Annotated in this window: 13 protein-coding genes; 5 read left to right on the top strand and 8 right to left on the bottom strand. The window is 65.3% G+C overall.

What is annotated here, in order from left to right:
• The first annotated feature begins 107 nt into the window (after nucleotides 1-107).
• Complete coding sequence (locus ACVIHF_RS31535) at nucleotides 108-683, top strand: TetR/AcrR family transcriptional regulator (protein WP_057019467.1); 576 nt, start codon at nucleotides 108-110, stop codon at nucleotides 681-683.
• 145 nt (nucleotides 684-828) lie between these two features.
• Here the strand turns inward: ACVIHF_RS31535 and ACVIHF_RS31540 are convergent, their stop codons facing one another.
• The 5 genes from ACVIHF_RS31540 to ACVIHF_RS31560 all read right to left on the bottom strand — a co-directional run bounded on the left by ACVIHF_RS31540 (nucleotide 829) and on the right by ACVIHF_RS31560 (nucleotide 5,609).
• Nucleotides 829-1,557, bottom strand: coding sequence for an ABC transporter ATP-binding protein (locus ACVIHF_RS31540; protein WP_310882345.1), 729 nt, complete (start codon nucleotides 1,555-1,557; stop codon nucleotides 829-831).
• Between the two features lie 7 nt (nucleotides 1,558-1,564).
• Nucleotides 1,565-2,332, bottom strand: coding sequence for an ABC transporter ATP-binding protein (locus ACVIHF_RS31545; protein WP_310882372.1), 768 nt, complete (start codon nucleotides 2,330-2,332; stop codon nucleotides 1,565-1,567).
• A gap of 4 nt (nucleotides 2,333-2,336) precedes the next feature.
• Nucleotides 2,337-3,284 carry a branched-chain amino acid ABC transporter permease gene (locus tag ACVIHF_RS31550; protein WP_456793073.1) on the bottom strand — a complete coding sequence of 316 codons (948 nt, stop codon included), beginning with the start codon at nucleotides 3,282-3,284 and terminating at the stop codon, nucleotides 2,337-2,339.
• The gene (locus ACVIHF_RS31555) at nucleotides 3,281-4,198 is read right to left on the bottom strand and encodes a branched-chain amino acid ABC transporter permease (RefSeq protein WP_018269575.1); all 918 of its coding nucleotides are present in this window, start codon (nucleotides 4,196-4,198) and stop codon (nucleotides 3,281-3,283) included. Before ACVIHF_RS31555 ends, ACVIHF_RS31550 begins: the two co-directional genes overlap by 4 nt.
• 238 nt (nucleotides 4,199-4,436) lie before the next feature.
• Nucleotides 4,437-5,609: an ABC transporter substrate-binding protein gene (locus ACVIHF_RS31560; protein ID WP_050386773.1), complete on the bottom strand. Its 1,173-nt coding sequence runs from the start codon at nucleotides 5,607-5,609 to the stop codon at nucleotides 4,437-4,439.
• Between the two features lie 223 nt (nucleotides 5,610-5,832).
• On the opposite strand from ACVIHF_RS31560, the gene ACVIHF_RS31565 reads away from it, so the two are divergent.
• Nucleotides 5,833-6,549 (top strand): DUF805 domain-containing protein, encoded by a 717-nt coding sequence (locus ACVIHF_RS31565; protein WP_456793074.1) that lies wholly within the window; start codon nucleotides 5,833-5,835, stop codon nucleotides 6,547-6,549.
• 220 nt (nucleotides 6,550-6,769) lie between these two features.
• The gene (locus tag ACVIHF_RS31570) at nucleotides 6,770-8,059 is read left to right on the top strand and encodes an IS4 family transposase (protein ID WP_456793075.1); all 1,290 of its coding nucleotides are present in this window, start codon (nucleotides 6,770-6,772) and stop codon (nucleotides 8,057-8,059) included.
• 208 nt (nucleotides 8,060-8,267) lie between these two features.
• Here the strand turns inward: ACVIHF_RS31570 and ACVIHF_RS31575 are convergent, their stop codons facing one another.
• Complete coding sequence (locus ACVIHF_RS31575) at nucleotides 8,268-9,164, bottom strand: sigma-70 family RNA polymerase sigma factor (protein ID WP_310882348.1); 897 nt, start codon at nucleotides 9,162-9,164, stop codon at nucleotides 8,268-8,270.
• Nucleotides 9,165-9,199: 35 nt separating this feature from the next.
• Nucleotides 9,200-9,508 (bottom strand): hypothetical protein, encoded by a 309-nt coding sequence (locus ACVIHF_RS31580; RefSeq protein ID WP_456793076.1) that lies wholly within the window; start codon nucleotides 9,506-9,508, stop codon nucleotides 9,200-9,202.
• A gap of 182 nt (nucleotides 9,509-9,690) precedes the next feature.
• Here ACVIHF_RS31580 and ACVIHF_RS31585 point away from each other — a divergent pair, with 182 nt between their 5' ends.
• Nucleotides 9,691-11,097, top strand: a complete 1,407-nt coding sequence (locus ACVIHF_RS31585) for a DHA2 family efflux MFS transporter permease subunit (RefSeq protein WP_456793077.1) — start codon at nucleotides 9,691-9,693, stop codon at nucleotides 11,095-11,097.
• 115 nt (nucleotides 11,098-11,212) lie between these two features.
• Nucleotides 11,213-12,487 (top strand): NAD(P)/FAD-dependent oxidoreductase, encoded by a 1,275-nt coding sequence (locus ACVIHF_RS31590; RefSeq protein ID WP_310882350.1) that lies wholly within the window; start codon nucleotides 11,213-11,215, stop codon nucleotides 12,485-12,487.
• Between the two features lie 219 nt (nucleotides 12,488-12,706).
• On the opposite strand, the gene ACVIHF_RS31595 is transcribed toward ACVIHF_RS31590, so the two are convergent.
• The gene (locus ACVIHF_RS31595) at nucleotides 12,707-13,657 is read right to left on the bottom strand and encodes an AraC-like ligand-binding domain-containing protein (protein WP_310882351.1); all 951 of its coding nucleotides are present in this window, start codon (nucleotides 13,655-13,657) and stop codon (nucleotides 12,707-12,709) included.
• Between the last annotated feature and the right edge of the window lie 122 nt (nucleotides 13,658-13,779).

The following is a 13,779-nucleotide window of genomic DNA, read 5'->3' on the forward strand; positions in this document are numbered from 1 at the left end:
CAGCGCGAGGAAGCTGACTGGCGCGGGCCGAAAAATCCCGGAAGCCATTCCAATTGGTTTTTCAACCGATGTAAATTCACTACTCGGTATATTTAAGAGGTGACTGCATGGCGCGATCTGCAGAACCGACACGGCGGCGCATCCTTGCTGCCGCATACGTCCTGTTTCGCCAGCGCGGATATAGCCGCGTGAGCATGGACGAAATCGCATCGGCGACGAGGGTGACGAAGCGCACGCTCTACAATCATTTTCAAAGCAAGGATCAGCTGCTCGCCTTCGTGCTCGAAGCTCAGAACGAACTGGCCTTGGCCGCGTTCGCGACGTTCGGCGACAAGCTGTCCGGCTCGCCGGCGGCGATCATCGACGGTCTGTTCCGCGACCTGGCGGTCTGGGCGGACAGGCCGCGATGGGCCGGCTCGGGATTCACCAGGCTGGTCATCGAGCTGGCCGATCTCCCTGGCCATCCCGCACGCGCAATTGCGCGCCGGCACAAGGCCTTGCTCGAAACCCATCTCGGCGCGCTGCTGAAGCGGGCCGGTGTCCGCGACGCTCACCGCCGTGCGCGCGAGATCTGGCTGCTGTCCGAGGGCGCGATCTCCCTGATGCTGGTGCATGGCGATCGCGCCTATGCCGCAGCAGCGGCCGACGCAGCGAAACGACTGCTGCGAGGCTCTTCACGGTAAGCCGCGGCAGCCCGCCTCTCTGATCCGTCATCCTGAGGAGCGCGTAGCGCGTCTCGAAGGCTGCACGGCCGCCGGGCCATCGATCCTTCGAGACGCCTGCTACCCAGGCTCCTCAGGATGACGGCGATACGGCAATGCTTGCTGCTCAAATCCCGAGATACTTGTGCTGCAGATCCGGCTCGGCGATCAGCTCCCCGCTGGTGCCGCTCCACACCGTGTGGCCGCGCTCGATGATGTAATGGCGGTCGGCGATGCGGGCGAGGTTTCCGACGTTCTTGTCGATCACCAGCACCGACTGCCCGCGCTCCTTCAGCATCGACAGGCAGCTCCAGATCTCGTCGCGGATCAAGGGCGCAAGACCCTCGGTCGCCTCGTCGAGGATCAGCAATTTCGGATTGGTCATCAGCGCGCGGCCGATCGCCAGCATCTGCTGCTCGCCGCCGGACAGCGTGACGCCCATATTGTTCGTGCGTTCGGCGAGCCGCGGAAACAGCGCGTGGATCTTGTCGATGGTCCAAGGATCGGAGGCACTGAAGCGATTGCCTGACGCGGCGACGAGATTTTCGCGCACCGTGAGGTTCGGGAAGATCTGGCGGCCTTCGGGCACCAGGCCGATCCCGAGCTTCGCTATCTTGTAGGACGGCAGGCCGCGCACCGCCTCGCCGGCGAAGCGGATGGCGCCTGACCGCGCCGGCGTCAGGCCCATGATCGAGCGGATCGTCGTGGTCTTGCCCATGCCGTTGCGGCCCATCAGCGCGACCATCTCGCCCGACTTGATCTGGAGCGACAGGCCGAACAGCACCTGGCTCAGCCCGTAGCAGGTCTCGATGCCATCCACTTCGAGCAGGGTTTCAGCGGTTTTGGTATTAGCCATCCTGGTCTCAGCCATGGCGCGTCACCGCATGCTGTTCGCCGAGATAGGCGCGCTTGACCTCTTCGTGCTTGCGGATCGCGTCCGGCACGTCGCAGGCGATGACGCGGCCATAAACCAAGACCGTGATGCGGTCGGCCAGCGCGAACACCGCCTCCATGTCGTGCTCGACCAGCACGATGGTGACTTCCTTGCGCAGCTCCTTCAGCAGCGCAACCATCCGCGTCGATTCGGTGACGCCGAGCCCGGCCATCGGCTCGTCCAGTAGCAACAGTTGCGGCCTGGTGGCGAGCGCGACCGCGAGCTCGAGCTCGCGCTGCTCGCCATGGCTCAATTGCGACACCACGATATCGGCGCGCGGGCCGAGGCCGACGCGCTCCAGCGCCGCGCGCGCGGATTCGCGCAGATGCCGCTCCTTGCGCGCATTGCCCCAGAAGCGGAACGAGTGGCCGTCATGCGCCTGCGCCGCCAGCGCGACATTGTCGATCGCGGAAAAATCCTTCAGCAGCGAGGTGATCTGGAACGAGCGCGCCAGCCCGAGGCGGCTGCGCTTGTAGGACGGCAGGTTCGTGACGTCGCGGCCGGCAAAGCGGATGGTGCCGGAGTTCGGCATCACCTGCCCGGTGAGCTGGCTGATCAGCGTGGTCTTGCCGGCGCCGTTGGGGCCGATGATGGCGTGCAATTCGCCTGGCACCACCTCCATCGAGAGGTTGTCGGTCGCGGTGATGCCGCCGAAGCGGCGGACCAGATTGTCGACGCGGAGCAAGGGATCAGGCAAGGAGTCAACCACGGCGCATCCTCCCGAGCAGGCCCATGATGCCGCCGCGCGCGAACAGCACGATCAGGAGCAGCACCGGACCGAGGATCAGCCCCGAATATTCGGTGAACTGCGACAGCAGCTCCTCGAGCAGGAGATAGACGATCGCGCCGATGACGGGACCGAACAGCGAGCCCATGCCGCCGAGGATCACCATCACCATGAGGTCGCCGGAGCGGGTCCAGTACATCACCGCGGGGCTGACGAAATCGGTGTTGTTGGCAAGCAGCGCGCCGGCCAGGCCGCAGATCGTGCCTGATATCACGAAGCAGACCAGGCGGTAGCGGTTGGCATGGAAGCCGATCGCCTGCATGCGCTGCTCGTTGGAGCGGACGCCCTGCACCACGAGGCCGAAGCGCGAATTGACGATGCGCCAGATCAGATAGAGGCCGCCGAACAGGCAGGCCAGGCAGAGGTAATAGAACTGGTTGCGATCCGACAGGTTGATCAGGCCGGCGAAATCGCTGCGCTTGTAGACGGTGAGCCCGTCGTCACCGCCGTAGCGCGACAGCGCGGAGGCGATGTAGTAGGCCATCTGCGCAAAGGCCAGCGTGATCATGATGAAATAGACGCCGCGAGTGCGCAGTGACAGGGCGCCGATCAGCAGCGCAAACAGCGCCGAGACGACGAGCGCCACCGGCCACTGGATGAAGCCGGAGCCGATGCCCTCGGCGGCGAGGATGCCGACGGCATAGCCGCCGATGCCGAGATAGGCGGCGTGGCCGAAGCTCATCATGCCGCCATAGCCCATGATCAGATTGAGGCTCGCGGCGGCGAGCGCGAAGATCACGATCCGGGTGAACAGCGTGAGGATGAAGATATTGCCCGTGATCGCCGAATAGAGCGGCAGCAGGATCAGGGCGGCACACATCAGCGCCGCGACCGCATTGGAGACGTTGAGCTTTCGCATCATCGTTTGGCCGCCGGGAACAGCCCCTCGGGCCGCAGCACAAGGATGATGGCCATCAGGAGGTAGATCAGCATCGAGGACAGCGCCGGCGCCGCGGTGGACGCCGCCGCCCCGCTCAGCACCTTGCGCAGCAGGTCCGGCAGGAAGGCGCGGCCCATCGTGTCGATGATGCCGACGAAGATCGCGGCCATGAACGCGCCGCGGATCGAGCCGATGCCGCCGATCACGATGATGACGAAGGCCAGGATCAGGATGTTCTCGCCCATGCCGATCTGCACGGTGAGGATCGGTGCCTGCATCAGCCCGGCGAGGCCGGCGAGCGCCGCGCCAAGGCCGAACACCAGCGTGAACAGCAGCTTGATGTTGATGCCGAGCGCCCCGATCATCTCGCGGTTGGAGGCCCCGGCGCGGATCAGCATGCCGATGCGGGTACGCATCACGACGAGATAGAGCATTGCTGCGACCGCCAGCGCGACCACGATGATCATGAGGCGGTAGGCCGGATAGTAAACGCCGGGAATGATCTGCACCGGCACGGTGAGCCAGGCTGGCAGCGGCAGCGCGAGGCCCGCCGGGCCCCAGATCAGCCGGACGGCGTCGTTGAAGAACAGGATCAGACCGAACGTCGCCAGCACCTGGTCGAGATGGTCGCGGCCATAGAGATGCCTGAGCGCGACATATTCCAGCACGATGCCGAGCAGCAGCGTGGCGCCCAGCGCCATCAGCGCGCCAAGGACAAAACTGCCGGTCCAGGCCACGAAGGTCGCCGCGAAATAGGCTCCCATCATGTAGAGCGAGCCGTGCGCCAGATTGACGAAGTCCATGATGCCGAACACCAGCGTCAGCCCGGCCGCCAGCAGGAACAGCAGGAGGCCGAATTGCAGGCCGTTCAGCAGTTGTTCGACGACGAGATACATGGATCCTTCATACCGGGCTGAAACAAAACAGCGGCAGCGCAAGCACGCCGCCGCATTGCACATTGCGGGTTCTCCCTCGCCCCGCTCTTGCGGGGAGAGGGTTGGGATGAGGGGCTCTTTCCGCAAACCGAATGCCGGGAAAGAGCCCCTCACCCAATCGCTTCGCGATTGATCTCTCCCCGCAAGAGCGGGGCGAGGTAAAGAGAAGCAAGCCGCGCGCCAAAAAGACGCCCGACAATCACTTCATCGGACACTTGTCGTGGAAGCGATCCTGGTCGTCCTTGACGATGGTCGCGACCGTCTTTAGCGAGAGCTGGCCCTCGGCGTCCTTGACCACGTCCTGCAGATAGAAGTTCTGGATCGGAATGTGGTTGTTGCCGTACTTGAACGGACCGCGCACCGATTTGAAGTTCACCTTCTCCATCTCGGCCTTCATCGCGTCCTTCTTCGTCAGGTCGCCCTTCACCGCGACCACGGCGCTGTTGATCAGGTTGGCAGCGTCGTAGGACTGGGCGCCGTAGAAGGTCGGCCGCAGGCCCGGATACTTCTTGCGGTAGTCGGCGACGAACTTCTTGTTCTCCTCGTTGGGCAGGTCGTTGACCCATTGCTGCGCGCCGGGAACGCCGAGCGCATTGTCCTTCTGCAACGGCAGCGACAATTCGTCGATGGTGAAGGCGGTGTAGAGCGGAATCTGCTGCTTGATACCGGCCTGCGCATACTGGTTCAGGAACTGCACGCCGGCCGCGCCCGGATAGAACACGAAGATCGACTCGGCCTTGGAGTTCTTCGCCTTGGTGAGCTCGGCGGAGAAGTCGAGCTGGCTCGGCCACACCGTATATTCCTCGCCGACGACCTGGCCCTTGAACGTGCTCTTGACGCCGGCCAGCATGTCCTTGCCCGCGGCGTAGTTCGGGCCGATCAGGAACACCGACTTGACGCCCTTCTGGTTCATGTAGGTGCCGACCGCTTGCGGGGTCTGGTCATTCTGCCAGGAGGTCGAGAACACGTAAGGCGAGCACAGTTCGCCGGCGAGCTGCGACGGACCGGCATTGGCCGAGATCAGGAAGGTCTTGGAATCGACCGCGGTCTTCAGCGACGCCAGCAGCACGTTCGACCAGATGTAGCCGACGATGAAGTCGACCTTGTCGGACTGCACCAGCTTCTCGGTCTTCTGCTTGCCGACATCCGGCTTCTGCTGGTCGTCCTCGTAGATCACCTCGACCGGCTTGCCGTCGATCTTGCGGCCGAGATGGTCGAGCGCGAGCTCGAAGGAATTGCGCATGTCGTTGCCGATCACGGCGGTCGGACCGCTGAAGGTCGAAACGAAGCCGATCTTGACGCTGTCAGCCGCCATCGCGGGCTGCGCCAGCGCCAGAGCCATGGCGCCTGCCAGCCAAAATGCCTTTTTCATATTCACTCCCCTCCTCAACCAAAGATCCCACGAGGCTCGATCACGAGGGCCCGGGGGTCACGCTTTTGCGCGCGTCGTTCTGTGACGTATTTTGTGCGCGATATCGCAAGTCTGCAGCAAGCACGAACCGACGGCGCTCACTTAGAACCTTCGGCGCATACCCCAGCACCTTGCATCATAATTCGTCTAAATCGACCATGGCAAGAAATATAATGCCGGTTGCGTGGGCAACGATTGTCGCAGGCACCGGCCTCCCGCAACGACCCACGCCCGCACTGCAGCAGGCTTTAACGATCCGGTAAAGCACCCGGAAACCACAGGCCGGCAAGCGCCTGCGGGCTTCATGGTCCGGAAAGCATCCCTGGCCGACGCTGCCGCCAAAGGGGTGCGTCACATGCTGAATTACATCTTCGGCTTCAATGCCCGGATGGGCCGACTGGCTTTCTTCTTCTGCACCTTCGTGGTGGGCCTCGGCTTTATGATGCTGGTCTACGGCGTCACCGGCAACGCACCGGCGAGCGGCAGTATGGACGTGCTGCTGGCACAGGCATCGAGCAACCCCGTGCTGGTCATTGCCTTCTACGGCATGCTCGTCATCTGCTTCATGCTGCAATCGATGCGGGTGCGCGACATGGGCTGGGATCCGGTCTGCGTGATGGCGGCATGGATCGCCCTCCTCGTGCTCGACAGGGCCATTGCCGGACGATTTCCCGAATATGCGCTGACCTATCAGCACACCGAAACGGTGGTCGGCGCCGCCGTCAATGGCGCAATGAACATCGTCCTGCTGGTCTGGCGGAGCGGCGGCTATTACGAAGAAGCCCCGCCATCGCCGCGCGAGACCGGCGATGGTCTGTTTGAAAGACGCAATACGCCGGCCGCAGGCGGCAGCCGCGTCGCGCGGATCGCCAACGGCGAGTTCGGCGGCAAGACGCGGTAGCAGCCGTCGTCCCTGCGAAAGCACTAGGGGATGCACACATCTGGTGCGACGGATTGACTCGGATCAGAGATTGGGGATTCCAGAATCGGGGGTCTCGGTGACTTCTATTACGGCACTTCGGCTTGGGCGGAGGTGCCAGCATGTTGTCGCGGATTGACTGGACGTTGGGCCGGTTCGAGGATGGTCGTCTCGATAAAGGGGGGCGGCGCTCATCGGACGCATGGTCGCGGGCAAGGATGTATGCCTTCGGCGGCTTTCCAAGGGAGACCGCGCGCTGGAGGTGCGGTTCAACCGCTTTCTCGGTAACTCCAAGGTGACGAAGGAGCGCATCATCGAAAGCTGGAGCGAAAGCACGGCTGCGGCGGTTACAGGCCGCCATGTTTTGGCGATCCAGGACACCAGCGAGATCCACTTCAACACCACGCCGCAACGCCGGCGCGGGCTCGGGGAGATCGGCAAGGGCAATCACCACGGCGTGCTGCTGCACCCGATGCTGGCGGTGGATGCGGACAATGGCACCTGCCTGGGACTTTTGAGCGGCGAGGTGTGGACGCGTGAAGGCCCTCGGAGCGTCTCGCATGACAGCCGCGACCTGTCGGACAAGGAATCGCAGCGCTGGATTGCCACCGCCCTTGCGGTCAAGCCGCTGCTTACCGGTGCTGCAATGGTGACCCTGCTTGGTGACCGCGAGAGCGACATCTTTGCTCTTTATGCCAGCGCAGCCGAGCAAGACTACCGCGTGATCGCCCGCAGCATGCATGATCGCAAGCTGGCCGACACGACGGGTTTGTATGCGGCGATCGACGCCATGACGGCGGTAGAGCGTCGCATCATCGAGTTGCCTGCGCGTGCGGGGCGGCCTGCACGTCCGATGGACCTCGAACTTCGCTTCGGCGCAATCGAGCTGGCCCGGCCGCAAAGCAAGTTCCTGCGCCATTTGCCGAAAAGCCTGCATCTGGCCATCGTTGACGTCCGCGAGATCAATGCCGATCCCAACGTCGAGCCGTTGCACTGGCGTCTTCTCACCTCTCACGAGGTCACCAGTTCAGACGATGCCTGGCGCATTGTCGCCTGGTACAAGCAGCGCTGGATCATCGAGCAGTTCTTCCGCGTCCTCAAGACGCAGGGCTTCAAGCTCGAGGATAGCCAGATCGGCACCGCCGGCCGGCTTCTCAAATTGGTTGCCATCGCTGCCAAGGCCGCGATCATCACCATCCAGCTCCTGCAAGCGCGCAACGGGAGCCAGCAGTCGCTTCACGTTGCCTTCAATCACAGCGAGATCGATGCGCTGACCGCCCTCAATCAGCAGCTTGAAGCCAGGAACAGACGACTGAAGAACCCGCATCCCTCCGATCGTCTTGCCTGGGCGGCCTGGATTATCGGCCGCATTGGAGGATGGGACGGCTATCCGTCCTCCAAGCTACCAGGCCCCATCACCTTCAAAAACGGTCTCGATTACTTCCGCGCCGTCGCTCTCGGATGGAGCCTCAGAAATGTGTGCATCCCCTAGTGCGAAAGCAGGGACCCATAACCACAGGATCAGATTGTTGAAGAGCGCTGGGGCCCCAGCGACCAAGACGATTCCCATTGGTGGTTATGGGTCCCGGATCGCGCGGAGCCTGTCATCGGGCGGCGCTTCGCGCCGACCCGTTGGCTTGTCCGGGACGACGCGGAGTTTGTGGCGCGATCACTGAGCCAAAGGCTGGGGCGAAAGCCGATCACCCCTTGTCCACCGCCCATTCGGCGCCGTCGATCGCATAGGACGCGTGGCGGAAATCCCTGATCGTCGCGACCTTGTCGGCCGACCAGTCGAGCAGCATGAACGATCGCGGCGGCGCGCCCTGTGCGTTCGGGTCGAACACCAGGATCGCGGGGCGTCCCTCGACCTGTCCGGTCACCAGGTGCCAGTCGTCGATCTTCGAATAATTGCCGAAGTAGCGCGACACCTCGGCCTTGCCGTTCAGCCGCGTGCGGTTGACGAGCTCGAGCCTGATGTCATCGGCGATCATGGCGCGGATGGCGTCGAAGTCACGGGCGTTGAAATGGCTGACATAGGCGTTGAGCCTGACGCGATCGGCCGGCGACAGGCCGGGCCGCGGCGCGTCGTCCGGCTCGCTGGCAAACTCGCGCAGCTGCGTGCGTCCACGGTGCAGCGCGGCCTTCACCGCGGGCAGGCTGAAATCCATGATGCCGCAGATCTCCTGCAGCGAGCAGCCGAGCACGTCCATCAGGATCACGCTGGAACGCTGCGCCACCGGCAAGCGCATGAAGGTGCGCAGGCTGGTCGCGGCGATCTCGCGGCGGCCCAAATCATCGAGCTCTCCGGCCATCATGTCCACCTCCTCCGGCGCGTGGAGCGCTTCCTGGCGGTTGCGCCGCCTGAGGAAATCGAGCGCGGTGTTGTGCGCGATCCGGAACAGCCAGGCTTGCGGATTCTGGATCGGCGCGGCGGACCCGAAGGCTTCCACCGCCTTGATCAGCGCGTCCTGCAGCACATCCTCGCCGTCGATGACGGATCCGACCATGCGGGCGCAGTAGCGATGCAGCCTCGGCCGCATCGCCGCCAACAGCGTGTCGACGTCGGTCGCGGCCGGCGCTTGGTGTGGTGACGTCATGATGGCTCCGCCAGATCGGTGCACTGCCCGCCGGTTCACGGCTCATCCAGCATACGATAATTCCCGACAATCACCGCACTGCGAACCAGCGGCGGCTCGGCGCAACGATCGCGGATGCCGTCCTGGAACGCCTGGAACGCGGCCAGTTTCGGGAACGGGCTCGAGCCGTCCTCGGCCGTGGTCTCGACCATGTGGATGAAGGTATCGTCCTCCAGCCGCAGGGTCAGATAGCGCACGCCGTCGGGCCTCGCCGCCTTCAGCTCGGCGAACACGGCCGACACCAGCGCTGCATTCTTCTCCGCCATCTCCGGCTTCGCCTTGTACCTGATCAGGGTCCGTCTCATCGCAGCCTCCTTGGCCTGGTTCTGCGGCCCGAACCGGCCGCGTCAGACCCAAGGACGTTTGCGAACCGCCAAAGGATGCGGTCCGGCAAAAACAAACTTCGGCCGCATCCTTTGCCCGTTCCGGTTCGTCCTTGCCGGCGAAGCGCGCCGCAATCTCGCGGCGCGGCAACGGAGAAACGACCATGCAGACCCCTCGAGAGCGCGCCGAACAGCGCTGGGTGCTCGGCCTCACCGCGCTGGCATCCTTCATGATGGCGCTCGACGCCATGATCATGACCACGGCCTTCGCCACCATCCGCGCCGATTTCGGAAGCGCCGTGGAGACGCTGCAATGGACCGTCAACGCCTTCAACCTGACCTTCGCGGTGCTGCTCCTGACCGGCGCGGCGCTCGGCGACCGGTTCGGGCGGCGCAGGATGTTCGCGGCCGGGATCGGCCTGTTCGTCGTGGCGTCGGCGGCCTGCGCGCTGGCCGGCAACGCCGCGGCCCTGATCGCCGCCCGCGCCCTGCAGGGCGCGGGCGCGGCGCTGGTGATGCCGCTGGCGATGGCGATCCTGAGCGGCGCGTTCGGCCGGGAGGAGCGCGCCCGCGCGCTCGGCATTTTCAGCGGCATCACCGGATGCGCGCTGATCATAGGTCCCGCGATCGGCGGCTTCATCACCGAACATCTCGGCTGGCGCTGGATCTTCTGGATCAATTTGCCGATCGGCCTGGTCGCGATCGCCCTCGTGATCGCCCGCCTGCGCGAAAGCTTCGGGGCGCCAGCGCCGCTCGACATCGCCGGACTCACGCTGGTCGCGCTCGCGGCGCTGGCGCTGGTCTGGGGCCTGCTGCGCGGCAACGGCGTCGGCTGGGCCAGCGCGGAAGTGACGGGCGCGCTGATCGCCGGCGTCGCGCTGGCGGCGCTGTTCGTGCTGTGGGAGCTGCGCGCCACAAGCCCGATGGTGCCGATGCGGCTGTTCGCGGCACGGCCGTTTGCGTCGGGCATGGCCGCAAGCGTGCTGTTCTACGCCGCGATGTATGGCGTGCTGTTCCTGCTGCCGCAGTTCCTGCAGATCGCGCTCGGCTTCGACGCCTTCGGCGCCGGGCTTCGTCTGCTGCCGTGGACGGCGACGCTGTTCGTCGCCGCGCCGATCGCCGGCGCCGCGGTCAACCGGTTCGGCGAGCGCACGCTGGTCGTCACCGGCCTCTTGATGCAGGCGATCGGGCTCGGCTGGATCAGCGAGATCGTGAGCCCCGCAGTGCCCTATTCGGCGCTGGTCGCGCCGCTGGTGCTCGCCGGCGTCGGCGTGTCGATGGCGATGCCGGCCGCGCAGAACGCGGTGCTGGGTGCGGTCGCCGTCAGCGAGATGGGCAAGGCGTCGGGCGTCTTCAACATGGGCCGCTTCCTCGGCGGCATGTTCGGTATCGCGGCGCTGGTGGCGAGCTTCTCCGCCAACGGTGCGGCCGATTCATCCGGTCATTTCACAAACGGATTCGCGTCGGCGATGAGCCTTGCCGCAACGCTGTCATTCGCCGGCGCGGTCGCGGGACTGTTCCTGCCGATGCGGCGGCGGGCCGTCGCCGCGGCCGCGCCGCAGGATGCGTGAGGCTTGCGGCGATTGGGTTTTGCTATCGGGCGATCGGGCATTTCGTGTTGGAATGGGGCTGCGAATGAATACATAATCAAACGACGAAGCCGTTCGAAACCGGGAGCGACATCAGATGACGCAAGCGCCGGCCAAACCTCATCGCGTGGTGATCGTCGGCGCCGGCTTCGGCGGCCTGGAAGCCGCTTTCGGTCTCAGAGGGGCGCCGGTCGAGATCACGCTGATCGACCGCCGCAACCACCATCTGTTCCAGCCGCTGCTCTATCAGGTCGCGACCGCTTCGCTTGCCACCAGCGAGATCGCCTGGCCGATCCGCTATCTCTTGCGCGACCGGCCCGAGGTGACGACGCTGTTCGCCAATGTCTGCGGCATCGACGCCGCGGCGAAGCAGGTGCAGCTCGACGACGGCGGCAGCATTCCCTACGACACGCTGGTCCTCGCCACCGGCGCCCGCCACGCCTATTTCGGCCATGACGAATGGGAGCCGTTCGCACCGGGCCTGAAGACGCTGGAGGACGCGACAACGCTGCGGCGGCGTATCCTGGTCGCCTTCGAGCGCGCCGAGCGCGAGACCGATCCGGACAAGCGCGCTGCGCTGCTGACCTTCGTCATCATCGGCGCCGGGCCGACCGGCGTCGAGATGGCCGGCACCATCGCCGACCTCGCCAAGGACACGCTGCCGCAAGACTTCCGTCACATCGACACGCGCAAGGCGCGCGTGGTGCTGATCGAGGCCGGCCCGCGCGTGCTGGCAGGATTTCCCGACGATCTCTCGGCCTACGCGCAGGCGTCGCTGGAAAAACTCGGCGTCGAGGTGATGCTGGGCGAGCCGGTCACCGAATGCTCGGCCGACGGCGTGGTGTTCGGCGGCAAGAGGCTGGAGGCGCGTACCATCGTCTGGGCCGCCGGCGTGCGCGCCTCGCGCGCCGCCGAGTGGCTGAACGCGCCGGCCGATCGCGCCCATCGGCTGCAGGTCGAGCCGGATCTCACCGTGCCGGGCCATCCCGATGTCTTCGCCGTCGGCGACACCGTCACGATCAAGGATCCCGACGGCAATCCGGTGCCGGGCATCGCGCCGGCCGCCAAGCAGGAGGGGCGCTACGTCGCCGCACTGATCAAGGCCCGGCTCGACGGCAAGACACTGCCGCCGTTCCGCTACAAGCATGCCGGCAGCCTCGCCCAGATCGGCAAGAAGAAGGCGGTGATCGATTTCGGCTGGCTCAAGCTGCGCGGCTCTCTGGCATGGTGGATTTGGGGCCTCGCCCACATCTACTTCCTGATCGGCGTGCGGCATCGGATTGCGGTGGCGATGAACTGGCTCTGGATCCACACCCGCGACCAGCGCGCCGCACGGCTGATCACACAAGGCAGCAGCAAGGTCGCGCAGTAGGTGACTCGGCGCTGCGCTATCCCGTTATCCGTCATCCCCGCGCAAAGGCTCCGCCTTTGTCGCTGGAGGAGCGCGGCACGCGCGTCTCGAAGGATCGACGGCCCCGCTAGTGGCCGTACATCCTTCGAGGCTCGCCCAGCGCCGCAATTGCGCCGCAAGGCTCGCACCTCAGGATGACGGATAACAATCTGTATTAGCCTCTCAGCGCTGTACGCATTCTCACCCCATCACCTGATGCGGCGAGCGGCCGAAGGCGGCCTTGAAGGCGCGGCTGAAATGCGAGACGTCGCTGAAGCCGAAGCTCAGCGCGACATCGGTGACATGGCTGAAGCGCCGTTCGGCCAGCGCCTGATAGGCGCCGGCAAGGCGCTGCTGCCACAGCCAGCGGATCGGCGTCGTGCCTTCGCGCGCGAACAGGCGATTGAGCGTGCGCGGCGCCATGTTCTGTGCCGTGGCGATCGCATCGAGATCGAGCCCGGGATCGTCGAGATTGGCCAGCATGTAGGCCTTGACCCGCGCCAGCCTTTCGTCGCCGCGCTGGAGCCCGTCGTCCGTCAGCTCGGTCTGCAGCGTGGTTGCGAAAATATCGAGCGCTGCCGCGCCAAGCCGTATCGCCGCGGGTCCGGCCGCGTCGTCGAGCCGCGTCAGCCGGCGGATCAGCGATCCCGCCAGCGCTCCCACTTTCGACGCGTTGCCGACCCGCCGCGCCGTCAGGCGCTGCGCATCCGGCAGGCGCGCGAGCAGCAGCGGCCGCGGGATCGACACCATGATCGCGCGCGCGCTCGGGGCGAATTCGAGCGTGAACGGCTGCGCCTGGTCATGCAGCATCAGATCGCCCCGGCGCATGTGCACGTCGCGGCCGCCCTGGGCGAAGCTGACCTCGCCGCGCAGCGTGAGCCACAGCATGAAATAGTCGCGCGGATCCCTGCGGACGTCGCTCGCGCTGCGCATCACCCGGATGCGGTCGGCGGCCGGCGTCGACGACCAGATGTCGTTGATGGCAAGCGGGCCGAGATGGCGAATCGAGATCGACGCCTGGAACGCCTCGTCGGCGACGCGGCGGCATTCGGTCAGCGAGAATTCGCGGCAGGTGACGTGATGCCAGCGGTCGAAACTGTCACCCGGCGCGACAAGCGTTTGCGCGACGACTGTGTGATCTGGGGTCTGCATCGGACCTTGCTCCCGCCCAACCCGGCAGCGGGACATTCTGCGTCCAGCCCTCCCTTCTGGCAAGCAGAGACCAGCGACTGGCCGGCGCAGCCAAGAACGGCCGCCGCAGCCGGTGTAGAAAA

This window comes from Bradyrhizobium sp. USDA 4506, from assembly GCF_054058795.1.

Excerpts from the sequence above, each read along its gene's own strand:
- ACVIHF_RS31535 (WP_057019467.1), top strand. The coding sequence starts at position 108 with ATGGCGCGATCTGCAGAACCGACACGGCGGCGCATCCTTGCTGCCGCA.
- ACVIHF_RS31540 (WP_310882345.1), bottom strand. The coding sequence starts at position 1,557 with ATGGCTAATACCAAAACCGCTGAAACCCTGCTCGAAGTGGATGGCATC.
- ACVIHF_RS31550 (WP_456793073.1), bottom strand. The coding sequence starts at position 3,284 with ATGATGCGAAAGCTCAACGTCTCCAATGCGGTCGCGGCGCTGATGTGT.
- ACVIHF_RS31555 (WP_018269575.1), bottom strand. The coding sequence starts at position 4,198 with ATGTATCTCGTCGTCGAACAACTGCTGAACGGCCTGCAATTCGGCCTC.
- ACVIHF_RS31560 (WP_050386773.1), bottom strand. The coding sequence starts at position 5,609 with ATGAAAAAGGCATTTTGGCTGGCAGGCGCCATGGCTCTGGCGCTGGCG.
- ACVIHF_RS31570 (WP_456793075.1), top strand. The coding sequence starts at position 6,770 with ATGGTCGCGGGCAAGGATGTATGCCTTCGGCGGCTTTCCAAGGGAGAC.
- ACVIHF_RS31575 (WP_310882348.1), bottom strand. The coding sequence starts at position 9,164 with ATGACGTCACCACACCAAGCGCCGGCCGCGACCGACGTCGACACGCTG.
- ACVIHF_RS31580 (WP_456793076.1), bottom strand. The coding sequence starts at position 9,508 with ATGAGACGGACCCTGATCAGGTACAAGGCGAAGCCGGAGATGGCGGAG.
- ACVIHF_RS31585 (WP_456793077.1), top strand. The coding sequence starts at position 9,691 with ATGCAGACCCCTCGAGAGCGCGCCGAACAGCGCTGGGTGCTCGGCCTC.
- ACVIHF_RS31590 (WP_310882350.1), top strand. The coding sequence starts at position 11,213 with ATGACGCAAGCGCCGGCCAAACCTCATCGCGTGGTGATCGTCGGCGCC.
- ACVIHF_RS31595 (WP_310882351.1), bottom strand. The coding sequence starts at position 13,657 with ATGCAGACCCCAGATCACACAGTCGTCGCGCAAACGCTTGTCGCGCCG.